Here is a 25,890-nt window from a genome sequence, read left to right as displayed (position 1 = left end):
GACGGATTTGAAGAAAAAAACGAAGTGGATATTGCTGAGTGTATCCGGCGTGCTGCTGTTACTGCTTGGTCTACAACTCTATTATTCATATGTTATGAAAGATACTTGGAATGAAGAAAGAATGGCGATTGTTGCCGCCAAACAGCATGGCCAATTGGTTACGTCCGGGAAGACCTATAAATCGGTGTGGGGCGAGGATAATAACTATTGGGTGGTAAACGGGAAGGATCAGGACAATCAGGATCGTATGGTATGGGTGAAATTTACGGATGATAACGTACCTGTTGAAGGTGCTGACGCTGTCCAGTCCGTTTTATTGAATACGGGGATGTCAGAAGCCCAGATGCGGGATCAGATCTATAACGAATTGCCTGGCGTGGAAATTAAGCGGCTGCTGCCTGGAATGTACGAGGGCGAGTATGCATGGCAGCTGCAGTATGAACACAACGGTCAGCGCGGGTATCGGTTTTATCGTTTTCAAGATGGTAACACTATCGGGAATGACATTATTCTTCCAAATCAATAAAAATGTAGAAGAGAGGCGCCCTTTAATATTCATAGGGTGCCTCTCTTTTTCTTTCAAATTGTAAGCGTATTCAGAAAAAATATGGAAGAACTGTTCTAAATATTTTCACAGACATGCATGAAAAAGTATATAAGATGTGATATACTCGTACTTGTATAAAAAGAGCATACAAAATACATGCATCGCAATATATCGTTGTTATATGTATTATTTTGTTACAGAATGATAGACAAAATTTCATATAGAAATGAAGGAGGAGCTTCATGAAACTACGCATTGTACCTATCATGCTGACTGTCGTGATCTCAGCATCGGTTCTCTTTGGCGGATGGTTTCTGTATCGGCAGATGGCTTTGCAGAACCCGCTGGCCAATGTTGTGTCACAATATGACGGCGTGAAGGATTCTCATATAGATATTAAACAGAATACCGTTACTTTGAATCTTGATTTGGCTCCAGATACGAATTTACAAGGCTTGGTTCAGCATATTAAGAAGGAAGGCAAGTCAGTGATTGATAAACGGGAATTGAAAATCCAGGTTGAGGACCATTCCTCGGAAGCCCTGGATCAATGGTGGGAGAAGGCGATGCTGTCAGTCGCTGAAGCGATGGACAATAAACAGTATACCGATATTCAATCATCGCTCGAGCAGCTTGCTGCCCAGTCGCCGAATTTGAAAGCAAAGGCAACGATTGATGACACCCATGTCTATGTCAGCTTGTCAGACGGCAAGTCTGGTAAATATATAATCTTGCCGCGTCAACCTGGCAAAATGGAGGTGTGGAATCATGCCTAAATTAGCTAAAGAAATTATGTTAGGCTTTATTCCCGTTTTGTTGGTATTCCTCGTGTTTGTCGGCGTGAACATCGTGCCCTTGCTTATCGCGGCAGCGCTTGTAGGCGGTTTGTTGTTTATTGCTAAAATGAAGGGCGGCATCGCTGTAGGCGCAGGGAATGAGCGGAAACGGAAAAAGAGCGGACCTGCCAAGCTGACCTTCGAAGAAATCGGCGGGCAGGATAATGCCAAGCAAGAGCTGCGAGAAGCATTGGATTTTCTAATTCGTCATGAAGACATTAAGAAATTCGGCATTCGCCCGCTAAAAGGCATTCTCCTCACCGGACCTCCGGGAACAGGGAAGACGTTGATGGCTAAAGCTGCTGCCCATTATACGGATTCGATTTTTGTCGCTGCATCCGGCAGTGAATTTGTTGAGATGTATGTCGGTGTTGGTGCAGGGCGCATCCGGGATCTGTTCAAGGATGCCCGGAACCGTGCGGCAAAAGAAAACAAGCAAAACGCCATCATCTTTATCGATGAGGTCGATGTTATTGGCGGTAAACGCGAAGGCGGCCAGCAGCGAGAATATGACCAGACGCTCAATCAACTGCTAACCGAGATGGATGGCATCTATTCGCAGGATACTCCTCGCATTCTGGTTATCGCCGCAACAAACCGGAAAGAAATGCTGGATAGCGCACTGCTGCGTCCAGGTCGATTCGACCGTCATATTCAGGTGGATCTGCCGGATAAGAAGGGGCGCTCCCATATCTTGAATCTGCATGCGGGTAATAAGCCGCTGCATGAAGATGTTGACCTGGAGAAAATCGCCGAGGAAGCTTACGGCTTCTCGGGTGCACAGCTTGAGAGCGTCATGAATGAAGCGGCCATTTATACGATGCGTGAGAATGAGCAGTTTATCCATCAGCGTCATTTGTCCATGGCGATTGACAAGGTCATGATGGGTGAGCGTTCTGACCGTGAATCGAATTTGGAAGAGAAGAAGCGTGTTGCCATCCATGAATTGGGACATGCTATCATGGCAGAGCTTGTGCGTCCCGGCAGTGTGAAACAAGTTGCCCTCAGCCCGCGTGGTAAGGCACTTGGTTATGTTCGTCATAACCCGCAGGAGGAACAATATTTGTACACAAAATCCTTCCTGGAAGAGCAAATTATGATCGCGCTTGGCGGTGCGGCCGCCGAAGAGATCTTTTACGGGGGGCGAAGCACAGGCTCAAGCAATGACTTTGAGCAATCGCTGAATATTGTGGAGACGATGATGAAGTCGGGTTTGACGTCGCTGGGCATTGTTAACATGAATATGGTAACAACTGAAGAGTTAATGAAAGAGAATAATGTGATTCTGGAAGAGTTAATGAACCGCACCAAGAATCTATTGGAACAGAAACGGCCAATATTCGACAATTCTCTTAATATCCTTTTAAAGGAAGAAATCCTCTCCGGGGAACAATTTCGTTGTCAATTTCGTGAAAACGCGCTTTTACCAGCATAAATTGTTATGCTGGTTATTTTTTTTTACTTTTTTGTCGTGCTAAGATATTATTATACTTTGTGCTCTGAAAATGTATTTTTCGACAAATGGGGTACAATAAAGTATAGAGATAAGGAAAGGGTGGAGTAGAAACCATGTACTTCAAAAAAATCGGCGTTGTAGGCGGCGGGACGATGGGGCAGGGCATTGCGGAGATGCTGGCAGCCAAAGGTCTTGACGTACTGCTCGTAGAGAAAACTCCAGAGAAACTGGACTATTCATACCGAATGATCGAGACCAGTCTAGATAAACAATTGGAGAAGTGGGGAATTACCCAGGCAGAGAAGAAACTTATACTGAACCGGATTCAAAAAGTAACTCATTTTGCCGAGCTTAGCACCTGCGATATGGTGATTGAGACCATAATAGAGGACTTGGAAGCGAAAAAAGAGGTATTTTCACAGCTTGATCAAGTATGTCCGAGCCAAGTGATATTAGCAAGTAATACATCCACGCTTAGTTTGACGGAGCTCGCCAGCTCTACCAAATATCCTGAGCGTGTTATTGGCATGCACTTCATTCATCCTGTTTCCAAGGTAGACCTGGTTGAAATCATCCGCGGCTTGAAAACTTCGGAACATACGTTTACGGAAACGAAACGCTTTGTTGAAGAAGTTTCGGATAAAAAAGGCATCATGGTGTATGAGTCTCCAGGTTTTGTTACAACCCGCATGATTACCCTCATGATCAACGAAGCGATGCATCTGCTGCAAGAAGGCGTGGCTTCGGCGGAAGATATCGATGACGCGATGAGAATCGGATATAACTTCCAGCATGGGCCGCTTGAGATGGCCGACCGTTTCGGCCTGGATTCCATTCTCGCTGCGCTGGAACGCATGTTCCGCGAGTACGGCGAACTGAAATACCGTCCATCGATTGTCTTGAAGAAACGGGTCCGCGCAGGGCAACTGGGCGTCAAAACCGGAGAAGGCTTTTTCAAGTACGATAAGGATGGTGACCGGGTATGAATATTCTCGTAATTAATGCAGGTAGTTCTTCACTGAAGTATCAACTGTACAACATGACGGATGAATCCGTATTGGCAAAAGGCTTGGTCGAGCGGATCGGTATGGATTCCTCGATTCTGACGCATAAGCCAACGGGAAAACAGGATGTTACGGAAGTCAGCGAAATTCTAGAGCATACCACAGCGATCCGCAAAGTGCTGGGCATGCTTACAAACGAGGAGCACGGTGTGATCGATTCTATCGACAGCATTCAGGCTGTTGGACACCGTGTAGTTCATGGCGGGGAGTCTTTTAAAGAATCCGCGCTCGTTGACAGTGACGCCAAAGCGGAAATCCGCCGCTTGTTCGATTTGGCTCCGCTGCATAATCCCGCATCGATGATGGGAATTAAGGCAGCAGAATCCAATATGCCGGGCGTTCCGCAGGTCGTTGTATTTGATACGGCGTTCCATCAGACAATGCCGGAGAAATCATACCTGTACGCTATTCCGAGAGTACTTTATAATAAATATAAAGTACGTCGTTACGGTGCGCACGGTACGTCCCACGACTATGTCAGCAAGGCAGCGGCACAATTCCTGAACCGGCCGCTGGAGGATCTGAAGATCATTACCTGTCATATCGGTAACGGTGCTTCCTTGACAGCAGTAAAAGGCGGGAAATCCATCGACACTTCCATGGGGATGACCCCGCTGGAAGGGCTCATGATGGGTACGCGCAGCGGTGATTTGGATCCGGCAATTGTACCGTTTGTTATGAACAAGGAAGAGCTGACCGTCAATGAAGTGAACTCCATGCTGAACAAGCATAGTGGACTGTTGGCAATTTCCGGGATCAGCAGTGACATGCGTGAGATTACGGAAGGCATGGAAAAAGGCGATCCGAACTCCACATTGGCCTTTGAGATGTATGAGTATCGTGTTCGTAAATACATCGGGTCTTACGCTGCTGCCATGAATGGCGTCGATGTCATCGTATTTACTGCGGGCGTCGGCGAGAATTCGATCGTTCTTCGGCAAAGAGTGCTTGAGCAGCTTACCTATCTCGGAGTAGAATTGGATGAGGAGCTGAACAGCATTCGTTCCGGCGAGCCACGCCGTATTTCTGCGGCGAATTCGAAGGTCGAGGTACTTGTGATCCCTACCAACGAAGAATTGGTTATTGCTCGGGATACGCATCGTATCGTGCAAGCTTCCAACCGTTAAATAGTAGTGATATAAGGGAGAGATTTAAGCATGGCCACCAAAAGTGTGATTCGTAACGTCAACCAGCATGTCGGTGAGACCGTCACGATCGGCGCCTGGATCAACAACAAGCGTTCCAGCGGGAAGATTCAATTCCTGCAGCTTCGCGATGGGTCCGGATATATCCAGGGTGTTGTTGTGAAGAGCGAAGTATCCGAACAAGTATGGGATGACGCGAAAAGCCTGACACAAGAAAGCTCTTTGTATGTGACGGGTGTTATACGTGAAGAGCCGCGGAGCCAATCGGGTTATGAGATGACGGTTACCGGCATTGAAATTATACATCTTACGGAAAACTATCCGATTACGCCTAAAGAGCATGGTGTTGATTATTTGATGGACCATCGTCATCTGTGGCTTCGTACACAGAAACAACGTGCGATCATGGTGATCCGTGCTGAAATTATCCGTGCGGTTCAAGATTACTTTGATACCAACGGATTTACGCTTGTGGATCCGCCGATTTTGACCCCAACTTCCGCGGAGGGTACAACCAACCTGTTCCACACGAAGTATTTTGATGAGGATGCCTATTTGACCCAGAGCGGACAGTTGTACATGGAAGCTGCCGCCATGGCGCTCGGTAAGGTATACTCCTTCGGGCCGACGTTCCGTGCCGAGAAGTCCAAAACCCGTCGTCACCTGATCGAGTTCTGGATGATTGAGCCTGAGATGGCCTTCACGGACCATGAGGAGAGCCTTCGCGTGCAGGAGCAGTTCATTAGTCATGTGGTGCAATCCGTGGTTAAAAACTGCCGTCAGGAGCTTGAAACGATCGGTCGCGACATTTCAAAGCTGGAGGCGATCCAGGCACCATTCCCGCGGATTACGTACGATGAGGCTATTGAATTCCTGCATACGCAAGATTTTGATATTCCTTGGGGTGAGGACTTTGGCGCGCCACACGAAACGGCGATTGCCGAGAAGTATGACAAGCCAGTCTTTATTACGCATTACCCGGCGGGAATCAAGGCTTTCTATATGAAGCCGGATCCGAATCGTCCGGAAGTCGTACTCTGTGCGGATATGATCGCTCCAGAAGGATATGGTGAGATTATTGGCGGATCGCAGCGGATAGACGATCCGCAGCTGCTTGAAGAGCGTTTCAAGGAGCATGATCTGTCGATGGAAACCTACCAATGGTATATGGATTTGCGTAAATACGGCACCGTGCCTCATTCCGGCTTCGGTTTAGGTCTTGAGCGTACCGTTGCTTGGATTTGCGGCTTGGACCATGTGCGTGAAACGATTCCGTTCCCACGGACCCTGTACCGGTTGTACCCGTAAGCCGTGAGAGGTGAGTCTATGGACCACGACGGTAACGTGGACACAGGCGTGAATGGGTGGACGGCCGGCGCCGCTGCCGGCATGAGCCAAGGAATGGCGATCATTCCTTATGCCTTGCTCCGGCATTACCGGTCACTTGGTTTAAGCGACCGTGAAGCCATGCTGGTGATCCATTTGATTGGTTATCAGCAGGTGGAGTTCAAGGCGTTTCCTTCGCTGGAGGAACTTGCGGAAGTGACAGGGGCTCCCACCGGATTCATCGCTACCAGCCTGCAGCGCTTGATGAAGGTAGGGCTGATCGGAATTGATGAGTATGTGGACGAAACACAGGGGATTCATTACGAGCGCTACAATCTCCACGGATTGTATGAGAAGCTCGCTTCGTGCTTGGCTGAAGAGCACAAGGAAAAGACCCCTGATGGAACCAAGTTTGCGTCTCCGCTGTTGAATGCCCGTCCTGCTACCGGCAAATCAACTGCATCGGGGAACCCCGTTCCTGAGAAGGAAGAGCGGAATTTGTTCACCATTTTCGAAAAAGAGTTTGGCCGCCCGCTGTCGCCCATGGAGCTGGAGACGATCTCCGGCTGGGTTGATGCGGATCGCTATCCGGACGAGTTGATCTTATTGGCTCTGAAAGAAGCGGTATTTGCGGGCAAACTGCATTTCCGCTACATTGACCGGATCCTCCTTGAATGGAGCCGCAACCGGGTGCGTACCGCACAGGATGCCAAGGCCTATACGCAGAAATTCAGAAATATCGGAAGATAGATGAGAAGCACGTCCTTAAGGGGCGTGCTTTTTTATGTGTAATATTCTGTATTCCCTTTCCAAGCTATCTGTTTCATGATGGAAGGTGCATTAGAAGCAGTTATTCAAAAATAGTTACGATCCCGAGTCAAAATATAGATGTCCCTTTTTTCCGCTGCCATGTGTTATAGCTCGTGAAGGCACCTGAACAATGGATTGCTGATGAAAGGGGGAATAACGGAGTGAGCTTTCAACCAATGAATTCAGAGCCTAAAGACTTGCGCTTAGAAGAATCCATAGAACAAGTTTTAAACGGGGATCGGCAAGCTTTTGTACATATCGTCGAGGCGTATCAACAGCAGATTTTCATGTATTGCTGGAGGCTATTGAATCAGCGGCAGGATGCGGAGGATGCCGTGCAGGAGATTATGGTCAAGGCTTATCAGAAGCTGGAGACATATGAGCCAAAGACCTCCTTTTCTTCATGGTTATACAAGATTGCTTATCACCATTGTCTGAATATGCTGCGAAGGAGACGTTTCTTTCATAGCATTGCTCCTTTGCTGAGAACGGATAAGGAGCAAGCGGAAAGCGCAGAGCAGGAGGCCCAAAAATATATCATTGGCGAGTCCATGGAGCGTGCTCTTCGTAGGCTGACCCCGGAGGAGCGGAACCTGCTTATTCTGCGGGTTTTTGAGGAAAAAAGCTTTGCGGAAATCGGATTAATTCTTGATAAAACCAAGGATTCGGTCAAAAAACGCTACAGCCGCCTGATACAAAAAATAAAAAAGTGGATGGTTGACAGAGAGGGGGATCTACAGTGGAAGTTAAACGAAATGACGTGGAAGAAAAGCTGATAGAGCAGGACCCAAAGAGCTATTATATCATTGATGTCAGGGATGCAGTCATGGAACGGATTGCCTGCCTACCCGCCAAGAAACCTCAGCCCAACATGTTAAGAAGACCGCTCGTGATGGCAGCGTCGCTGCTGCTGGTGACTTCGCTGTCGGTGACGGTTTACGCCGCAACCGAACTGATACAGATTCGCAGCAAAGACGGAAAAGTGGTGCTGGAGACCAAACCTAAACCTGGAGTGTCCAAGGAATTACAAGGAAAATGGGATAGGTTAAATTCTATCGATAATTCATCCTCAAACTTAGCCTGGCGCTCGGCTTTGCCGGGCCAAGCCATCGCTTATTATATCCATAATCAAGAGATGAATGACTTGAAGAAAGAGTTATTTGGAAAGGATACATTGCTCGAATTTCAAACGGGTGATATTTCTCTGGGTGCGCTCAATGTGTTTCAAGAGGAAGCTACAAAGCGCGGGATGCCTAATATGGAATATCCATCCCGATTACTCAATGAGTATTCATTTAGTGAAGGAATCCTATCCTTCAATCTGGATCTATCTGATTTATTTCATGATGGAGAACCGACGGAAGTTTATTACGATATACAAAATGAGTTAATCCGACAGGCTGAAGGTTCAACGAACAACAAAAAAGTTTTCGTTAAGGAGATTAAACCGCCAAGCGTGAGTAGCATTTCTCTGTCCTATGTAAAAGGCAAAGAAATAGAGTCTTCGATCACCGTGTTCGCGACCAAACGCAGCGGAATGAACCCCAAGAAGGAGATCCAGTTTTCCGAAGCGGATCATGTGGAAAAAGTGCTCGTTAAGGGCCGCGAGATGATTTACGTAAAATATGCGGACGCTTTTTTTAATCAGGGGCTGACTTGGGTGGATGAGCAGCATGACCTTTATTATCATATATCGTTAAATAATAAAGTTGCTCTTAAAAAAGAGGAAGTTCTTGAAATTGCAGAGAGTTTTATTAATTAATATCGATCCCGCAGAGTCTGTTTTTGGGCTCTAGGGATTGTTTTTTTAATGGTTGGTTGGTAGGTATGTGCAGCCACGAGATGTCAAATGGCAGGAGAATATCCCCTCTTTAGCGAATTCAATTATTTACAGCCGATGGATGTGAGGGGGGAGAGAAATGAGATATAAAGCGATTATTTTTGATCTGGATAACACGTTATTAGATTATAGTCAGAGTGAAAGGACATGTATGCAGCAGGCCCTGGAGCACTACCGGCTGCATGAGGAACTGACGTGGGAGGAATTCTGGAGCACGTTTGGACCGATTAATTTTAATTATTGGATGAACCGAATTCAGAACAATCATGATATCAGGCAGGTTTTGGAGCATTCCTTCACGGACACCTTCCTGAGGTTGAAGCGGGAATTTCGTCAGTACCGGGAGATTTCGGAAACCTACTGGGGGTTGTTTTGCAGTTCCAACCATATGGAGCCGAATGCCGATCTTATTTTGGAACACCTGCATGGCGATGTTACGCTAGGGGTGATATCTAACGGCATTGGCGAAGCACAGCGTAAACGCCTGACAACAGGAGGATTGTTTCATTATTTTGACTCCTTTATCATTTCGGATGAGGTGAAATGTTGGAAGCCGGATCCGCAGATCTTTGAACTCGCTTTGCAGGAATTGGAGGTAGGTCCAGGCGAGGTGTTGTACATAGGGGATTCGCTTACGGATGATTATGAAGGAGCAACGAGAGCCGGAATTGATTTTTGTTATTATAATCGCCGGGGGGCCGTTTTAAGTGATCACCATCGACCTGCTTATACGATCAGGGATCTCATGGAGATCAAGGATCTGGCTTAAGAATCATGTTTGAAGGAGAATGATCGAATGAGATACCATCATATTCTATTTGATTTGGATGGCACTTTGACGGATCCGCGTGAAGGCATTACGAAAGCCGTGCAATACGCACTCGGTAAACATGGGATTAACGTACGTGATCTTTCCGAGCTGGAATGTTTTATCGGTCCCCCGCTCCAGGCGACCTTCACCGAGAAATATCATTTTAGTGAAGCCGAGGCATGGGAAGCCGTTCTAAGCTACCGTGAATATTACAAGGATACCGGCCTTTATGAGAATGAGGTGTATGGCGGCATACGCGAATTATTGGATTTGCTGTTATCCCAAGGGCGCCACTTGTATGTCGCTACCTCCAAACCTACGATTTTTGCTGAAACGGTTCTAGAGCACTTTCAGCTATCCGCCTATTTTTCCATGGTGTGTGGAAGCGAGCTGGACGGCACCCGGTCCGCCAAGACCGAAATCATTCAACATGTTCTGGATACGTGCCGTATTCAGACGCCTGGAGCCGTTATGATTGGAGACCGGAAGCATGATCTGATTGGAGCCCGAAACTGCGGGATACACAGCATCGCTGCAGGCTATGGATATGGTTCCGAGGAAGAGCTGGCTGCATGCCAGCCTACCTATTGTTTCAACACCGTGGAGGAGATGTTTCGGTCGTTTGCCAGCTTGGCGGTTTGAAATCGGCTTGTAGATGAGACAGATCACTTCGATTTTTCGCGTAACATCGGTTATAATGGTCATAACCAGTCGGAGGAATGTCATTATTTTGAAAGGAGGGCCTGAACATGAAGGGAAGATTGACAATGAGCTCTATGCAAAGTCTATTTGATGAACAACGGCGGTTGTTTGCATGGAGCGATGAGAAAGTTACCGCCTGATTACCTCGTGTAGAGAGGCCGTTTATCTAAATGGACTTTGCATCCTTAAAACCTTTATTTTAATTTTAAGGAGCAGAGCTACCATGAAATATATAAACGCGGATATTATACTTCCAGAGGAACTGTTGAAGGAAGTGCAGAAATATGTACAGGGCGGGATGGTGTACATCCCTAAACCTGAAGGATTACGCAAGAAGTGGGGAGAGAACTCGGGCAGCCGGGTGTATTTGAAAAAAAGAAACCTGGAAATCCGGCAGTTGTTTGCGTCGGGTGCTACGATTGATCAGCTTTCTTCTCAATTTTGTTTATCCTGCGATTCCATCAAGAAAATCGTATATACCAAAAACAAGTAATGCAAAGTCACATTGGAACGTTCTGTCTAATGTGGCTTTTTCTTATGTATAAAAGTCATTTTAAATCAATCCTTATATAGGAAGGGCAGATGCTGGGCAATTATAATCATTCAAGAACGTTCAAATGATAGGGCAGAGGTGAGTTCATGAATGATTTTTTTCAATTTGCAACAGAAGAACAACGGTGTGCGCTGCTCGATAGGGCTAAGAGGGTTGCGATATCGGCACTTCAGCAATATAACCTGAGATGGGTTGAGATTGAGTTTATCGGTATTTCGGACACGATTACATATCAAGTTAGGACCAACTTAAATGAAACATACTTATTGAGAATTCATTCGGATCGACGGTCCAGTTTTGAAATATACTTGGAGCTTCAATTCCTGGATGCCCTAATTGCCGCAGGTATCAAAGTGCCGTCAGGTATAACGACTCCAAATGGGTTAAGATTGTTGAAAATCGGTACGGACCATGGATTCAGATCTCCTTATGTTACCGTGATGAAATGGGTGGATGGTGTGCATGCCCATGAAAGACTCACAGAAGATCAAGCGTATCAGGTGGGTGTTTTGATAGCCAGACTACATGAAGAGGCACTTGGCTTCGAAAGTTCTTCTGATTTCCGGAGTCCCATATGGGGGATGAATAGCTATAGAGAAGCACTCGCCAAGTTGGAGCGATATGCAGGAACTTTTTTGTCAGAAGTCTCATGGTCACTGTATCAACTCGCAGCTGAAAAAGTTTTATCCCAGCTTGATCAGATGAACGCTGATGATTGCAATTATGGCCTCATTCATGCCGATTTACATCTGGGGAATGTGGTATTTGAAGGTGGACTTCCTCACCCGATTGATTTCGGTAGGTGTGGCTACGGTTTTTTTCTTTACGATCTGGCCGCGGTGATGTTGTCACTCGTTCCGAACCAACGATGTAAAGTGCTTCAAGGATATGAAAGCGTGCGGAAATTGGGCACGGATTATATTCAGTCACTGGAGTGCTTTTTCATCATGATTATGATGGAGAACTATAGCCACCATGCCTCCAATCCAAGAGAGACAGAAAGTCTGAAGAGTGAGCAAATCTATGCGCTGGCCTATATCCGTGAATATTTGAGCGGGCGTTCGTTTCTGCTGAATGTGGTGGAGCCGTTAGAAATAGATGAGGTGCAAATCTCTAGTTGATCCGGTCATTATAGAAGGGTATCATAATATGATGTAGTTCCCGTGATGTTTATGCATGTTGTGATGAATGTTCTATTTGTTCTTAGAGGCATGATCCTGTAATCTTTCAAAGGGCGTCGACAGACGTTCTTTTTTTGTTTTGGCCGGTGTGGGCAGACTATGGGACAGCTGGGCTGGTCTTGGTTTTAGATGATTCAAAACTTTTTTTGTGAAAAGTGCAGGGGCAGCTTTCAAAGCTGACGTCTATGTATTTGGGAAGGAGGGGAGAGTTATTGATGCTGAAACATTAATCACGCGCATCCTGCAAGGGGATCAAGAAGCCTTTCGGGAACTGGTGAACCATTACAGCCAGCACGTGTTCCATACGGCATACTCGGTCCTGCGGGATGCCAAGGAAGCGGAAGATGCGTCGCAGGAAGTGTTTATTCAAGTATACAAAGCTCTCCCCCAGTACCGATCTGAAGGCTTTAAAACCTGGATTACACGCATCACGCTAAATAAAGCGATTGATATGAAGAGGAAGCTTTCCCGTAAACCGCCGGAGCAGTTGCACGGCGAACATGATGAAGTGCTGGATAAACTCCCTTCCCGGGACGAAGACGTGGTTTCTCTGCTTGTACATAAGGAGAGAAGAGAGGAACTTCGAGAGAAAATCAAACAATTGCCGGACAATCACCGTGCCATTATAACGGCTTTTTATTTGGAAGAGAAAAACTACGAACAAATCGCAGCCGAGCTGGATGTCACGGTCAAGACGGTGGAATCGAAATTATACCGGGCCAGACAATGGATTCGGAAATCGTGGAAGGAGGAGGAATGGAAATGAACGTAAAGGGTAACGAGCTTAAGATGCTGACGGAACGATATGTTAGAGGAGAAGGCTCGGCAGAAGAACGGTCTTCTTATGAAGAGCTCATGTTATTGGATGACAGCGTGCTGGAGATCTATATGCAGGTACTGGCGGAGCTTGATTCCGAACTCCCTAGCCTCTCAGACGCGGAAGCATTTACCCAGCAGGTGGTGGAACACGAACAAATTAAGCCTTACACCCATAAAGCACCGCTGCGGATTCAGGAACGTCCGAAGCGATGGTACGAACGCGCGATCGTTCACTACACCATTGCCGCTTCCATTACCATGCTGTTCCTCTTCACCGGGGCATTTGACCGACTTCTTCCCGGCGATATGAACCATGATGTCCCATTATCCGAAACACCTTCCTACAGTAAACAATGGGTGGAAAAAACAACCGGCTGGCTTGACCAGCTATTATCCAGATAAGAAAAATGAAAGGAAGATGCCTTGTGCAACCGCAAAAAAGTAAAGGGTTTGCCTTTATATTAAATATCCTTCCGGGCCTCGGCCATTATTATTGGGGGAGAAAGGGACGCGCCCTGCTTTATCCGTTCTTGTTCTTCGGAAGCCTGTTCGGCGGGTTTTTACTTGGAATCATGTCAGCTTCCGACACGGTATTTGCGCTGGGGCTTCTCGGTGCTTTAATGATCTGGGGGATCAGCATGCTCGACCTGCTAATTGCTTTGATCCGATATTCGCCTGTAACGATTATCCACGATGAATATGGACGTCCGATGGAGATTCGCCAGGAAAAGAGTGATGAGTCAGAACGCTTTTATACCATATTGCTGTCCTTCATTCCCGGTTTGGGTCATTTTCAACTGGGATTGATGCAACGCGGGTTGTCTTTCCTGATCGCCTTCTTCGGACTTGGAACGATCCTGCTGTTCTTGACGGGCTTGACTCATGAATCGGTATTCCTGCTGTTTCTGGGCATGCTGCCCATCATTTGGCTCTATTGCATGTTTGATGTGGTTCAACTGGTTCACCGCAAGCAAGCTGGAGAATTCCTTGTCGATCGCACGCTGTTTGATGAGCTCGAGAGCGGCCGGGAGAGCGGACGCCGGAGTAAAGTGTTTGCCACCTTGTTATCGGCGTTTCCCGGAGCGGGTCAAATGTATTTGGGATTGCAAAAACGCGGACTGCAGCTCATGGTCCTATTTCTTGGCAGCATCTATGTGCTGGATGTACTCAAGCTGTCGCTGTTCCTGTTCTTGATTCCGCTGATCTGGTTTTATGCATTCTTTGACGGTCTGCAGCAAGTAAGCCGTTACGGCAGGGAGCCGCTGCGCGATCGACCGATCATCTCGGGACTTGGGAATCAGCAGCGCTGGCTCGGGCTTGGACTGCTCGTACTCGGTGTCTATTTCGTATTTACCAGCGTGGTGATGCCTTATATCGATACACATTTCCCTCATTTGCAGCTGGATTACCGTATTCGTTCCTATTTGAAGACCGGGATTATCGCCGTACTTCTCATCGGAGGTGGAATCAAGCTGATGACTGGCTCGAAAAAGGATGCATTGAGAGGAGGTTCATATTATGATACCGACAACGAATGATATGTCCATTCATGATCTGGGAAACCCTCCACTGAATTCTGCTCGGCAATGGAGAGTGGGTACAATATCCATGGGACTATCCTTGCTCGTGCTTGGCTTGCTTGTCTTGTCCTCCGCCTGGAAAGGCGTAGAGGTGTACAGCTCCGCCGCAAGATGGTGGCCGATCGTATTTGTTCTGTTAGGTGCCGAGATCGTCAGCTACTCGCTGATTTTTCGGAGACGCGGTTGGGTCAAGTATGATATATTCAGCATTCTTCTCATCGGTTTTCTGGCCTTCTGCTGTATCGGCATGGGAGCGCTGAGTGCGACGGGTTTACTGGATCAGATTCGCCGTGAGACGATGTCCGTGCAGCAAACGATTCCGTTACCGGATCAAAAGATAACAATCCCGGACGGGGTTAAAAAAGTCATAGTTCAGGGCAGTTACAACCACAATATCCGACAGGATGCTTCGAGTTCGAATGAGATGCTGATCTTTGGCAGCCTGCGGACGGAAGATATCAAAATGTGGAGTACGACCGAGCTGCCGTCGATGATCCAGATTAAACAGTCGGGAAACATTCTATATGTCCAGCTGCATGATCCCCCGCGCTATACTTTTCGGGGATCCTTCTCACAACTTGATGTGACGCTGTCCGTGCCTTCTGCAGTCAAAGTAATCATTAGAGAGCGCAGCAGTTAGGCGAGGTTGCCTGCTGTACATATGTGGTGTTAATAACATCCATAGGATCAAGAGGATCGCGATCTAATCAATGAACTGATATGAAAACGAGATATGGAGGGAGATATCGTGGCCAAGAATCTGTATTATCTGTTGTATATTGCACTGTTTGTTGTGACTTGTTTGTTTATCTTCAATGTCTACTCATCACCGGATCAGGTACCTGCGCCTTCGATCTCTTTAACGGAGCATGAGCAGAAGCGGCTATAATCCATATAAAGAAAAAACCTGTAAACGATCCGAATCGTTTTACAGGTTTTTTAGTTTTCGTTCAACGAGTATGTAAATCAGGATAAAAACGATCACGGTCGCAATACCGGTTGTCATGAAATGGCCGGTGAGCCTGGCGATCAGCAGCAGGATGACCCCAAAGATCATCAGCAGCAGACTGACATAGGCATTGGCAACTTTAAAGTTTCGTTCATTTTTGAGAGACGACGTAGTTTTATAAGCGTAAATGCTCTTGGAACTTTTAGGCGGAAGCAAAAAGAGGACCAAACCATACAAAATAAATACGATGCCAATGGCTAAACTTTCGAGCATCCCTATACACTCCTAACGGAAATATAACGCCGGATGCACCCCGAGAACGTTGGATAAGGGAGCATCCGGCTGTTCAAGCCCCATATCTGCAAATATGAATATACCTTACTTGGATCCGGCTGCATTCAGGAGCAGACGACGGTAGGAGTATTCGAATATGAACTCAAACGCCTCCAGATGTTTCTTGGCTTCAAATGCATTTTTGCCCCAGGCATAGATGCCGTGGTTGCGCAGCAAAATGCCGGGTACCGCCGGATCAAGCGCATCCGGAACGAGTTCCGCAATCCGCGGAATGTCTGCATAGTTCGGCAGGATCGGAATGCGTATCGCCGCGTCCTCATCCCAAATGTTAAAGGCCTTGATCAGCTCGATTCCTTGGGCAGGGACATAACCTTGTTCACCATACCAGTCGCTGATCAGATTGTTATCGATGGTGTGCACATGGAATATGGCGCCGCAGCCGGTTTTGCGATAAATTTCGCAGTGAATCAAAGTTTCCGCACTAGGCTTTAAGCCGGTGGCTTCACACGGTACGCCGTTTTGATCTACAAAAAGATAATCTTCGGGCGTATGTACCGACTTGTCTTTTCCACTGGCTGTCACCGCAAAATAAAACTGTTCTGGGTTGAACTCGCCAACACGGACAGATAGATTGCCGCTGGTACCCGGGAACCAGTTTCTAGAAGCAAACAGTTCCTTAATTCCTCTAAGATCCTGCAGGGCAGCCTGTTTCTGTTCAAGCTGGATATCTGAAAATGCCACTTACAGCACCTCCTGTTTAAACTTGTCTTTCATGTCGTTCTGAATATCGGTAAATGTCTCGAAGGGTACATGATGAACGCCAAGCTTCTTGCACTGCTCGGTGAGCGAGGAACGGGAATAGACCAGATCCGCCTGTTTAGCGCCTTCGAAATCGGTAAGGCTATCCCCGATCAGAATCCGGTAATAACGATCGGTCGGAAAACGGTCCATCACCGTAACCTTGCACATGCCGCAGTCGTTCTGGCAGGATTTCTTGCAAGGATGAGGCCAAGTTATCTCGATGTGATCTCCTTCGAAATTCGAACCGTTGCAGAAGATATGGTCTGCAGGAATGCCAAAGGGCTTCAACAGGGGATCGACAAAGAAATCGATGCCGCCGCTAGTGACATAAAACTCAATCTGTTCTGATTTCAAATAGTCAAGGAATGCACCGAACCCTTCACGGATTCCTGCGTGGTTTAGAACAAAATTGGTAATCTCTTCTCGCATCGAGGAAGGGAAGAGGGCAAACATGCGGCCCACGCCCTCCCGTATCGAAAGGGTACGATCAAGCGTGTCCTGCATAATAGGCTCATAACCTTCCGGCTTGTAGTGCTTCATGATGGCTACAATATTGTCGTTGTTCGTGATGGTTCCATCGAAATCGCAAAAAATGATCGGCTGTTTCTCTCCAGATGTCATACTTCTCCTCCCCAGATGTCCAGTGCGGCTTTCAACTCTTCGTGTTCTTCGGCAAAGTGAGCGAGCGGCACAGATTTCATCGTTGCCTCAATCGCTTGCACAAAGGCTTTCCCGCCCGCTTCGGTTCCCATTGGATGCCCGTGGATTCCGCCGCCTGCGTTAACGACCACATCGGTGCCGAAGTCCCGGATGATACGCGGAACGAGTCCCGGATGAATTCCTGCTGATGGTACCGGCATGCTTCGTTTCACGCCAAGTTTAGCGCTATGCAGCTCATCCCGTATGGCCAGATTCTCTTCCCTCGGCATCGTTACAGATCCATAAGGAGAAGGGAAGAGCACCAGATCCGCCCCGGCGATCCGCATCAGCTGGCCGAGCAGCACCGGAGCCGTTATTCCATAGTATGGAGAAGGATAAATGGCGCCGGCAAGCGCAGGATGAGCCGCGATAGGCACGGTGATATCCGGATCGCTGCTTAGCTCGTGCAAAACGTCATACCCATAGGACAGCACATTAAATAGCAGGGCGTTAGCGCCGGCATCAATCGCGCGCAGTGCTTGCTCACGCAGCTGCGACGTCCGGCCGGTTAGATTGGCTGCATAGAGCAGCTTTTTGCCTGTTTGTTGCTCAATGTCGGCAGCAGCCTGGATGCACATGCTTACCCGTTTTTCAATCGGGGTGAGGTCGTTCTCGAACAGGATTTCATCATCTTTGATGAGATCCACGCCTCCAAGCGCCTGACGGATAAATTGGGCTCTAAGCTCGTCCGCATTCAGTCCGATCACCGATTTGAAAATACTCATGAGCAGCGGACGGTCATGGACGCCGAGAAGATCGCGAACTCCGTCGATGCCATACTTCGGTCCGGGAAACGCACTCAGGAAGTCGGGAGACAAATCCAGGGATGTCAGCTTAATGCGTCCGTCCATGGAGATTTTGCCGAATACCGTCACCAGTAGGGCAGGAATATCCCGGCTGAAATTAATGTCCGGATAAGCAATGCTGACATCCGCATAACGACTGCCTGGCTCCCAGCCCTCGTGAACCTGAATGTCAACGACTTCGCCAAGATGCTTTTGCATCGCTTCACGCTTGGCTTGCGGCAGTTCAGTCCAGCTGCCAACCGTCATGCCAACGGCGATGGAAGTCGCTTTCTTACGAAAATCCGCCTGGTCGTCATAGATTCGGTACGTTGCGATACAGCGGCTCATGAGATCTGCTCCTTCAGCATGGCGCCCATTTCTTTGGAGCGCTCAGCGCAGCGATTCACGGCGGCAATGACGGTTTCGAAGAAATCGCCTTTGTCGAGCGTTTCGAGGGCCGCTTGCGTCGATCCGTTCGGCGATGTGATTTTCGCCCGAAGCGAAGAAGGCTGTTCCCCGGTCTGCTGCACCATCCGGGCCGCGCCCAGAATGGTTTGGAGCGTCAGCTCGCGGCTTTGCTCCGGCGTCAGGCCGCCACGGATCCCTGCGGCAGTCATGGCCTCCATCATGTAATAGAAGTAAGCCGGACCACTGCCGGATATGCCGGTCAGAATATCCATCTTGTCTTCTTCAATGACCGTTACATTACCCACAGCTTCGAACAAGGTCATGACCAGCTGGCGCTGTTCTTCGCTGATTTCCTTCGAGAACGCGATTCCTGTGGAACCCAGCCCGATGGAGGCGGATGTATTCGGCATCGTGCGTGCTATGGGCTGCTGGGTTCCAAGCAGCGTCTGTGTCGTATAAATCGATAGCCCGGCAATCACGGAGATGATCAATTGATCGTTTGACAGCTCCGGCCCCAGTTCTTTCAACACTTTAGCAGCATCTTTCGGTTTCATGGCAAGCACGATCACCGGCGAAGTTTTCAAAATTTCGATTTTGGCGGCATCGTCATTGTTGATCTGGACACCGTACCGCTCACTGAGTTCCTGAAGGCGCTGAACATTGCTTCGATTGAGCATCGTAATATTCTCCGGAAGCACGACAGAACGGCTTACTAATCCTCGTACGATCGCTTCGGCCATCGAGCCGGCGCCGTAGAAGGTAATGGCTTTATCTATTAAAGGTCGGTTCTGCGGGGATTGGCACATCGTTATTTCCTCCTTCATGGCTATAGATGAATGATTTATTCGCGTATTTGACCACTACCGATAATAACATATTTGGAGGAAGTAAGCGCGGGTAACCCCATAGGTCCCCGGGCATGCAGCTTCTGGGTGCTGATCCCGATTTCGGCGCCGAAGCCAAATTCAAAGCCATCGGTGAAGCGGGTCGATGCGTTATGATAGACAGCGGCTGCGTCTACTTCCTGCAAGAAGCGCAACGCATGATCCTTATTCTCCGTAACGATACATTCCGAATGCTTGGTGCCATAAATCGAAATATGCTCAATGGCCTCATCCAGGTGATCCACAATTTTAAGGTTCAAAATATAGTCGTTATACTCGGTAGCGTAATCATCAGACGTGGCTTTTGCAGCCCACGGAACGTAATCCAGGGTACGCTGGCATCCGCGCAGCTCGACATTACGCTCACGGAATGCTTCGGCCAGCGCAGTCAAATGCGATTTGGCATAATCCGCATGGACGAGCAGGGTTTCCATGGAATTGCAGACCGAAGGGCGCTGCACCTTGGCATTGATACTGATGGCGGCCGCCATGTCCGGGGCTGCCGAAACATCCAGATAGGTATGGCATATCCCGGCTCCGGTTTCGATGACTGGTACCGTGGCGTTCATCACAACATTCTGGATCAGCGAGCTGCCACCGCGCGGGATGATGACATCCAGCAGTCCGTTGAGCTTCAGCATTTCATCTACGGAGGAACGGTTCGGATCCTCGATAAGCTGTAGCGCATCTTTAGGCAGTGTGGTGCGTTCCATAGCTTCGTGAAGCACCTCGATGATTTTGCGGTTGGAGGAGAGGGCGGATGAACCACCGCGCAGCACGACCGCATTGCCCGTCTTCAAGCATAGCCCGGCTGCATCAACGGTCACGTTGGGACGTGCTTCATAAATAATGCCAATAACGCCAAGGGGAACGCGCTTCTTGACGATGTTCAGACCGTTCGGGCGGTCGATCGTGTCCAAGGTGTCGCCGATCGGGTCCGGCAGCTTAACGATTTGGCGCAATCCTTCGGCAATGTCCTCGATTCGAGCTTCATTCAGTGCCAGCCGGTCCAGCAGGGAGGCAGAGGTGCCGAGCTCTTTCCCACGGCGAAGATCCTCCGCGTTCGCTTCCATGATATCTGCTGTCCGCTGGATCAGGGCGTCTGCCATGATCAGCAAAGCCTGGTTTTTCTCCTCCGTGCTCAGTCTGCCAAGACGAAATGCTGCCTGTTTGGCGAGTTGGGCTTTGTTGCGTACCTCACTCATGATAATTCCTCCTTATTTTAGTTATCAGTAAATATCTAATTGGTTTATGGCAATCCGGTTATTTTAACGTGATCCATTCGTCGCGGTGAATGACCTCAAGTCGATGGATTTCCCCGATGATGCCGATCACTTTACTGCTTGGCATTCCGAGCACGGCCTGCAGCTGGTCCTCATCGTAATTGACGATCCCTCTGCCGAGCGTTTCGTTGTTCATATTAACGACTTCTACCACGTCCCCTGCATGGAAGCTGCCTTCGATCCGTTTAATGCCAACGGGAAGGAGGCTGTGACCTCCATGAATCAGCGCTTTCTCGGCGCCCGGATCAACAACGATCCGGCCTAACGGCGAGGACATAAAGCCGAGCCATTGCTTTTTCATCGGCAGGGAGGAGAGGTGGGTGGCAAAATAAGTTCCTTTGCCTGCATGCTTAAACGCCTTAAGCAAATCCCCGGTCTCGTTGGCTTTTCCGATGAAGACGGGGACACCGCCGCGGGTGGCGATTTTGGCAGCATCGATTTTTGATCGCATGCCGCCTGTACCTACGCTGGAACCGGCGCCTCCTGCCATGCTGTAAATCTCATCGGTAATTTCATCAATTTCCTCATATTTTGTTGCATCCGGCGACTTGCGTGGATCTGCCGTGTACAAACCGTCCGTATCGGTCAGGATGATTAATTGCTGGGCGCGGACCAAGTTCGCTACCAGCGCGGATAACGTATCGTTATCGCCAAATTTCAGTTCGTCAATTGAAACGGTATCGTTCTCATTAATAATCGGAATAACGCCTTGCTTCAGAAGCTCCGTAATCGTCATGTTGGCATTATTCATGCGTTTGCGATTCGCGAAGTCCGTTCTCGTTAACAGAATTTGCGCAGCCTTCAATTGATGGGAGGCCAGCGCATTCTGGTAAGCACGCATCAGCAGCGCTTGGCCCAATGCGGCGGATGCTTGCTTCTCGTGCAGTAGCTTGGGTCTACTCTCGTAGCCGATCTCCCGAAAGCCTGCTGCGACGGCGCCGGATGTCACGAGCAGCACCTCGTGACCGGCCTTGCGGAGCGCGGCAAGCTCTCCGGCAAAGAAGGCGACGGAATCAAGATTAAGTCCGCCTTCATCTGTCGTCAGGGAACTGCTTCCGATTTTTACGACGATGCGGGATAGCATCGTGATCACTTCCTTGTATTTATGATTAGTTGGTATAGCTGTAACGAATCCATTTCCTGAAAATAAAAAAACTTTCGTCCTGTATGAAAAAGGACGAAAGTTTAACTTCCGCGGTACCACCTTTGTTGATGAGCGCAGCTCATCCGGCTTTAACCCTGTAACAGAAGGCACTGTCCTGGCAAGCCAGGCCGCTCGGGGGTAGGATTCGGAAAGGGGGTCACGGCAAATTCTTTCAGCCCATGGAATTTGCTCTCTGGTCATCGTGCCATATGCTTTCGTACTGGTCCCGTCATTGCGTTTTTGAAAACTGCATTCAATTGTTATTGCAAGAATAGCACATCGTTTTTGTTTTTTCAAAAGGAATTAGGTTAACCGAACAGGTTCAGCTTGCCAATTCGGTAGGCGGCTTCCCGCATTCGTTCTTCGCTGCTTAACAGGCCGACGCGGACATATCCTTCGCCGTGATCGCCAAAGCCGACACCAGGCGCAACTGCCACCTTGGCTTCCTCAAGCAGCAGGTCGGCAAAGGATACCGAGGTAAAGCCCTTCGGTACGGGCAGCCAGCTAAAGAAGGAGCCTGCCGGTTTCTGGGCTTCCCATCCGATTTCGGACAGGGCACCATAGAAAGCGTCTCTTCTCGATTGGTAGCGTGCCACCAGCTCCCCAACGCAGTCTTGCGGCGAAGTGAGCGCTGTGGCCGCTGCCGCCTGAATGCCGCCAAACAGGCTGACGTAGATGTGGTCCTGCAGCATATTGATCAGCGAGATGATTTTTTTATTCCCTAGGGCAAAGCCAACACGCCATCCGGCCATATTATAGGTTTTGGAGAGGGTGTAGAATTCTACGCCAACTTCTTTGGCGCCTTCTGCCTGCAAAAAGCTGACTGGACGATCGCCATCAAACCCAATCGCTCCATAAGCAAAATCACTGGCTACCACGATCCCGTGTTCAGCGGCAAATGCCACCGTATCCTCGTAGAAGGACAGGGGAGCGACGGCGGATGTCGGATTGTTCGGGTAATTCAAGAACATCAGCTTCGCTTTTTCTCGGTCTGCAGATGTGATCGCACCATAGTCGGGAAGAAACCGGTTAGCAGCGGTTAACGGCATGAATTTCATTTGGGCACGGGCCAATGCAACACCTGACCAGTAATCCGGATAACCGGGGTCTGGGACAAGACATACATCGCCCGGGTTCAGAAGCACTTGCGGCAGCTGTACGAGCCCTGTTTTTCCTCCAAACAGAATCGCTACCTCTGTCTCCGGATCGAGATCAACGTTGTAGTCTTCCTTATATCGATGCGCAATGGCTTCTTTAAGGAAGGAAAAGCCGGTAAAAGGCGAATATTTGTGAAACTGCGGGTTGTCGGCCGCTTCCTTCAAGCTGGATATGATATGAGACGGTGTGGGCTGATCGGGATTTCCCTGTCCCAGATTGATTACATCATGTCCCTGCGCCACTTGGCGGTTTACCTTGGAGACCAAGGTCGCGAAAAATTGCGTGGGCAGCTGGGACATGATCTCGGCCGGTTCTATTTGGAATTCGTTTAATTTTTTGTTCATTGCAGTTTCATCACTCCGTTATCTAATTACACTCAAATGCAGCTGATATGGAAAACAATTAGGATTAATTTAACACGATTTATCAGGGGTGTATAGAGGGAAATGGAGCTTGGGTGTTGCAGCAGCAGGGCGGAGGAGGCTATGATGATGACATAAAGAGAATGGTTGAACCCTGTAAATGAGCCCGTTTGTTGATATCATGATTTTAGCGGCGCCGATGCTGGATTCAACCCAATAACAGGAGGCTGCAAGATGACTGGAGAAGCAAAGGCTCAATTGAATATCGCACTTATCCAAGCCGATATTGAAATAGGAAACGTGAATGCCAATATGAATAAAATGCTCGGCATGATGGAGCAGGCCGCAGCGGCTGATATGAAGCCGGACGTCATGGTACTGCCGGAAATGTGGAATACGGGGTATGCGCTGGACCGGATTCAAGAGCTTGCCGATCCCATGGGACAGGAAACCTCTCGGATGCTGAGTGAATTTGCGCGAAAACACCGCATCCAAGTCGTTGGCGGATCTGTAGCCGAACGAATCGAAGATCGGATTTATAACACCATGTATGTGTTTAACCGAAGCGGGGAGCAGATCGCCAAATACTCTAAAATTCACTTGTTCCGCCTGATGGATGAAGAGAAGCATCTGCAAGCCGGACAGCATACCGTAACCTTTGAGCTGGAACAATTGAAAGCGGGCGCGTCCATCTGTTACGATATACGGTTCCCAGAACTGTCCCGCACCCTTGCACTCAGCGGCGCTCAAGTGCTGTTTGTGCCTGCGGAATGGCCGCATCCGCGGCTGCATCATTGGAGAACGCTGCTCATGGCCAGGGCGATCGAGAACCAAATGTACGTCGTTGCGTGTAATCGAGTAGGAACCAGCGGAGAAACGGACTTTTTCGGTCACTCCATGATCATCGATCCGTGGGGTGAGGTCATTGCCGAAGGGGATGAGCAGGAAATGATCCTGACCGGTACGCTGGATTGCCGTCTTACGGATGAAGTCAGAGGACGTATTCCGGTTTTTGAAGACCGTCGTCCGAATTTGTATTTCCCATAAAGTGTTTATGGTTAAACTCCTCTAAAAAATGAAGTTTCATCTGGGCAGAGGCGGGTATACTATGGGTAATCCGTCTGAGAGGAGGCTTTGAATGATGGCAGATAACAACCAATTCGACAGCCAAAACCATGAGCAGGAAGAGGAACAGAAACAACAGTTCCGCAGCTTTGTTGAGGATGTTGCCGGAGGCGGCAACGGGAAGAACGAATCGATTCAGGATCAGTCCCGTACTGCGGATGAACAGAACCGATTGATTGACAAGCATAATTTGCGCAAATAAACCTCCGTCTATGATGAAATGGGGAACCGTTTTACTTTCAGGAGAAAAAGAGGCATAGCCACTGTCATTCGACGATGGTTATGCCTCTTTATTCGTATATGGGCTGCATTCATTTGCGTTTATTGATCTTGAACGCTTTCCACAACCAGCTTGTCCATAACCTGCTTGAACGTATCGATGAACGCATCCGCCGCTTTGGACAAGTATCGGCCGTTGCGGTAAGCCACGACCAGCGTACGGCTCGGAACCGGATCAGCCAGCGGCAAGTAAACCGGAATAAACTCGCTGCGTTTCGCACGGGCGATAAAACGAGGCACCAGCGTTATGCCCATGCCGGTTGCGACCAGAGATTGGAGCGTCTCGATGTTGTTGCTCTCGAATACAACGTTCGGTTCAAAGCCGGCCTCTCGACATATATCAAAGGTAAGCTTCCGGAAGCCCTGCCCTTTTTTGAGGACAACAAATGCTTCGTTTCGGATTTCGTCGATCGTAATGGGCCGAACGGGATCAGTGGCTGCCCGCAGCGCAAGCGGATGCTGCGGAGGAACGGCCAAATCAATCATTTCCTCACCGATCGGAATCCAGGACAGCGAAGGCTCGGACAGCGGCAGCGCAAGGAGGCTAAGATCGGCCTTGCCGCTGGCCGTCAGCTTCTCCAGGTTCATAGAGGAGTCTTCCAACAAGGTGATCTCAATATCCGGATATCCCTTTTTAAAGGCAGGCAAAACCCGTGGCAGCAGGTGAGAACCTGTAATCGGCATGCTGCCGACTACGACTTTACCCTTACGAAGCTGGGAGATGTCCGACATCTCCTGTTTCAGCTGCTCAACGGCGTCCATGATCTTCTGGGCATGCTCGACAAAGCTGGCTCCGGCATGGGTAAGCTCTACGTTGCTCGTATTGCGCTGGAACAGCAGCACGCCGAGCTCTTTCTCCAGCTTGGAGAGCTGCTGGCTCAAGGAAGGCTGGGCGATATGAAGTTTCTCCGCGGCACGCGAAAAATTTTTATCCGCCGCGATTTGCAGCGTATATTGCAGTTGTCTCAGTTCCATTTAGCATCACTCCGTTATAGCTGAATCCTATTACATCTATAGATATTATATCTTGGAACAATGAAGAAGGAAAT

Annotated in this window: 29 protein-coding genes and 1 other annotated feature; of the genes, 20 read left to right on the top strand and 9 right to left on the bottom strand. The window is 48.7% G+C overall.

The genetic code is table 11. From position 1 onward, the window contains the following. The first annotated feature begins 7 nt into the window (after positions 1 to 7). From ABEW73_RS11105 to ABEW73_RS11020, 18 genes are all read left to right on the top strand, one after another. On the top strand, positions 8 to 526 hold the full coding sequence (locus ABEW73_RS11105) for a DUF5590 domain-containing protein (protein ID WP_430173484.1): 519 nt from the start codon (positions 8 to 10) through the stop codon (positions 524 to 526). A gap of 263 nt (positions 527 to 789) precedes the next feature. After that, positions 790 to 1,323 carry a hypothetical protein gene (locus ABEW73_RS11100; RefSeq protein WP_430173486.1) on the top strand — a complete coding sequence of 178 codons (534 nt, stop codon included), beginning with the start codon at positions 790 to 792 and terminating at the stop codon, positions 1,321 to 1,323. After that, positions 1,316 to 2,818 carry an AAA family ATPase gene (locus ABEW73_RS11095; protein WP_430173487.1) on the top strand — a complete coding sequence of 501 codons (1,503 nt, stop codon included), beginning with the start codon at positions 1,316 to 1,318 and terminating at the stop codon, positions 2,816 to 2,818. Before ABEW73_RS11100 ends, ABEW73_RS11095 begins: the two co-directional genes overlap by 8 nt. 134 nt (positions 2,819 to 2,952) lie before the next feature. Next, the gene (locus ABEW73_RS11090; protein ID WP_430173489.1) at positions 2,953 to 3,825 is read left to right on the top strand and encodes a 3-hydroxyacyl-CoA dehydrogenase family protein; all 873 of its coding nucleotides are present in this window, start codon (positions 2,953 to 2,955) and stop codon (positions 3,823 to 3,825) included. Next, entirely contained in the window at positions 3,822 to 5,030 is a 1,209-nt protein-coding gene (locus ABEW73_RS11085) for an acetate/propionate family kinase (protein ID WP_430173491.1), read from the top strand. Before ABEW73_RS11090 ends, ABEW73_RS11085 begins: the two co-directional genes overlap by 4 nt. A 30-nt stretch (positions 5,031 to 5,060) precedes the next feature. Continuing rightward, the gene (gene asnS / locus ABEW73_RS11080) at positions 5,061 to 6,356 is read left to right on the top strand and encodes an asparagine--tRNA ligase (protein WP_076321005.1); all 1,296 of its coding nucleotides are present in this window, start codon (positions 5,061 to 5,063) and stop codon (positions 6,354 to 6,356) included. Positions 6,357 to 6,374: 18 nt separating this feature from the next. After that, positions 6,375 to 7,124, top strand: a complete 750-nt coding sequence (locus ABEW73_RS11075) for a DnaD domain protein (protein ID WP_430173493.1) — start codon at positions 6,375 to 6,377, stop codon at positions 7,122 to 7,124. A gap of 221 nt (positions 7,125 to 7,345) precedes the next feature. Next, positions 7,346 to 7,960 (top strand): RNA polymerase sigma factor, encoded by a 615-nt coding sequence (locus ABEW73_RS11070; protein ID WP_430173495.1) that lies wholly within the window; start codon positions 7,346 to 7,348, stop codon positions 7,958 to 7,960. Continuing rightward, entirely contained in the window at positions 7,945 to 8,946 is a 1,002-nt protein-coding gene (locus ABEW73_RS11065) for a hypothetical protein (protein WP_430173497.1), read from the top strand. The genes ABEW73_RS11070 and ABEW73_RS11065 overlap by 16 nt, the downstream gene beginning before the upstream one ends. Positions 8,947 to 9,103: 157 nt before the next feature. Further along, positions 9,104 to 9,793 (top strand): HAD family hydrolase, encoded by a 690-nt coding sequence (locus ABEW73_RS11060; protein WP_430173499.1) that lies wholly within the window; start codon positions 9,104 to 9,106, stop codon positions 9,791 to 9,793. Positions 9,794 to 9,820: 27 nt separating this feature from the next. Next, positions 9,821 to 10,477, top strand: coding sequence for an HAD family hydrolase (locus ABEW73_RS11055; RefSeq protein WP_430173501.1), 657 nt, complete (start codon positions 9,821 to 9,823; stop codon positions 10,475 to 10,477). A 283-nt stretch (positions 10,478 to 10,760) separates the two neighbouring features. Next, positions 10,761 to 11,030: a CD3324 family protein gene (locus tag ABEW73_RS11050; RefSeq protein WP_071218363.1), complete on the top strand. Its 270-nt coding sequence runs from the start codon at positions 10,761 to 10,763 to the stop codon at positions 11,028 to 11,030. A gap of 146 nt (positions 11,031 to 11,176) precedes the next feature. After that, complete coding sequence (locus ABEW73_RS11045; RefSeq protein WP_430173503.1) at positions 11,177 to 12,211, top strand: phosphotransferase enzyme family protein; 1,035 nt, start codon at positions 11,177 to 11,179, stop codon at positions 12,209 to 12,211. A gap of 208 nt (positions 12,212 to 12,419) precedes the next feature. Continuing rightward, positions 12,420 to 13,037, top strand: coding sequence for an RNA polymerase sigma factor (locus ABEW73_RS11040; RefSeq protein WP_430173504.1), 618 nt, complete (start codon positions 12,420 to 12,422; stop codon positions 13,035 to 13,037). Further along, positions 13,034 to 13,492 carry a hypothetical protein gene (locus ABEW73_RS11035; RefSeq protein WP_430173506.1) on the top strand — a complete coding sequence of 153 codons (459 nt, stop codon included), beginning with the start codon at positions 13,034 to 13,036 and terminating at the stop codon, positions 13,490 to 13,492. The genes ABEW73_RS11040 and ABEW73_RS11035 overlap by 4 nt, the downstream gene beginning before the upstream one ends. Positions 13,493 to 13,515: 23 nt before the next feature. Continuing rightward, positions 13,516 to 14,628, top strand: coding sequence for a hypothetical protein (locus tag ABEW73_RS11030; protein WP_430173508.1), 1,113 nt, complete (start codon positions 13,516 to 13,518; stop codon positions 14,626 to 14,628). Continuing rightward, on the top strand, positions 14,609 to 15,310 hold the full coding sequence (locus ABEW73_RS11025; protein ID WP_430173509.1) for a hypothetical protein: 702 nt from the start codon (positions 14,609 to 14,611) through the stop codon (positions 15,308 to 15,310). The genes ABEW73_RS11030 and ABEW73_RS11025 overlap by 20 nt, the downstream gene beginning before the upstream one ends. Positions 15,311 to 15,418: 108 nt before the next feature. After that, a complete protein-coding gene (locus ABEW73_RS11020) occupies positions 15,419 to 15,559 on the top strand; it encodes a hypothetical protein (RefSeq protein WP_430173510.1) in 141 nt (46 codons plus the stop codon). Between the two features lie 39 nt (positions 15,560 to 15,598). On the opposite strand, the gene ABEW73_RS11015 is transcribed toward ABEW73_RS11020, so the two are convergent. The 8 genes from ABEW73_RS11015 to ABEW73_RS10980 form a co-directional block, all read right to left on the bottom strand. Beyond that, positions 15,599 to 15,892, bottom strand: a complete 294-nt coding sequence (locus tag ABEW73_RS11015) for an SdpI family protein (protein ID WP_098743061.1) — start codon at positions 15,890 to 15,892, stop codon at positions 15,599 to 15,601. 105 nt (positions 15,893 to 15,997) lie between these two features. Further along, positions 15,998 to 16,654, bottom strand: coding sequence for a methylthioribulose 1-phosphate dehydratase (locus ABEW73_RS11010; protein WP_430173512.1), 657 nt, complete (start codon positions 16,652 to 16,654; stop codon positions 15,998 to 16,000). Further along, positions 16,655 to 17,335 carry a 2-hydroxy-3-keto-5-methylthiopentenyl-1-phosphate phosphatase gene (locus ABEW73_RS11005; protein ID WP_430173514.1) on the bottom strand — a complete coding sequence of 227 codons (681 nt, stop codon included), beginning with the start codon at positions 17,333 to 17,335 and terminating at the stop codon, positions 16,655 to 16,657. Further along, positions 17,332 to 18,546, bottom strand: a complete 1,215-nt coding sequence (locus ABEW73_RS11000) for a 2,3-diketo-5-methylthiopentyl-1-phosphate enolase (RefSeq protein ID WP_430173516.1) — start codon at positions 18,544 to 18,546, stop codon at positions 17,332 to 17,334. Before ABEW73_RS11000 ends, ABEW73_RS11005 begins: the two co-directional genes overlap by 4 nt. Further along, a complete protein-coding gene (gene proC, locus ABEW73_RS10995) occupies positions 18,543 to 19,412 on the bottom strand; it encodes a pyrroline-5-carboxylate reductase (protein WP_430173518.1) in 870 nt (289 codons plus the stop codon). Before proC ends, ABEW73_RS11000 begins: the two co-directional genes overlap by 4 nt. Before the next feature lie 35 nt (positions 19,413 to 19,447). Then, positions 19,448 to 20,695 carry a glutamate-5-semialdehyde dehydrogenase gene (locus tag ABEW73_RS10990; protein WP_430173520.1) on the bottom strand — a complete coding sequence of 416 codons (1,248 nt, stop codon included), beginning with the start codon at positions 20,693 to 20,695 and terminating at the stop codon, positions 19,448 to 19,450. Between the two features lie 58 nt (positions 20,696 to 20,753). Beyond that, positions 20,754 to 21,857: a glutamate 5-kinase gene (gene proB, locus ABEW73_RS10985; RefSeq protein ID WP_430173522.1), complete on the bottom strand. Its 1,104-nt coding sequence runs from the start codon at positions 21,855 to 21,857 to the stop codon at positions 20,754 to 20,756. An 86-nt stretch (positions 21,858 to 21,943) separates the two neighbouring features. Further along, positions 21,944 to 22,159, bottom strand: a binding site (T-box leader). A gap of 66 nt (positions 22,160 to 22,225) precedes the next feature. Continuing rightward, positions 22,226 to 23,419 (bottom strand): pyridoxal phosphate-dependent aminotransferase, encoded by a 1,194-nt coding sequence (locus ABEW73_RS10980; protein ID WP_430173524.1) that lies wholly within the window; start codon positions 23,417 to 23,419, stop codon positions 22,226 to 22,228. Positions 23,420 to 23,671: 252 nt separating this feature from the next. On the opposite strand from ABEW73_RS10980, the gene ABEW73_RS10975 reads away from it, so the two are divergent. Next, positions 23,672 to 24,484 (top strand): carbon-nitrogen family hydrolase, encoded by an 813-nt coding sequence (locus ABEW73_RS10975; protein ID WP_430173525.1) that lies wholly within the window; start codon positions 23,672 to 23,674, stop codon positions 24,482 to 24,484. Positions 24,485 to 24,578: 94 nt separating this feature from the next. Further along, positions 24,579 to 24,764: a hypothetical protein gene (locus ABEW73_RS10970; RefSeq protein ID WP_430173526.1), complete on the top strand. Its 186-nt coding sequence runs from the start codon at positions 24,579 to 24,581 to the stop codon at positions 24,762 to 24,764. A gap of 119 nt (positions 24,765 to 24,883) precedes the next feature. Here the strand turns inward: ABEW73_RS10970 and ABEW73_RS10965 are convergent, their stop codons facing one another. Beyond that, positions 24,884 to 25,816, bottom strand: coding sequence for a LysR family transcriptional regulator (locus ABEW73_RS10965; RefSeq protein ID WP_430173527.1), 933 nt, complete (start codon positions 25,814 to 25,816; stop codon positions 24,884 to 24,886). Between the last annotated feature and the right edge of the window lie 74 nt (positions 25,817 to 25,890).

Source organism: Paenibacillus lautus, from assembly GCF_050482385.1.
Taxonomy (GTDB): Bacteria; Bacillota; Bacilli; order Paenibacillales; family Paenibacillaceae; genus Paenibacillus_AQ; species Paenibacillus_AQ lautus_B.
This window is presented reverse-complemented; position numbering and strand designations above follow the sequence as displayed.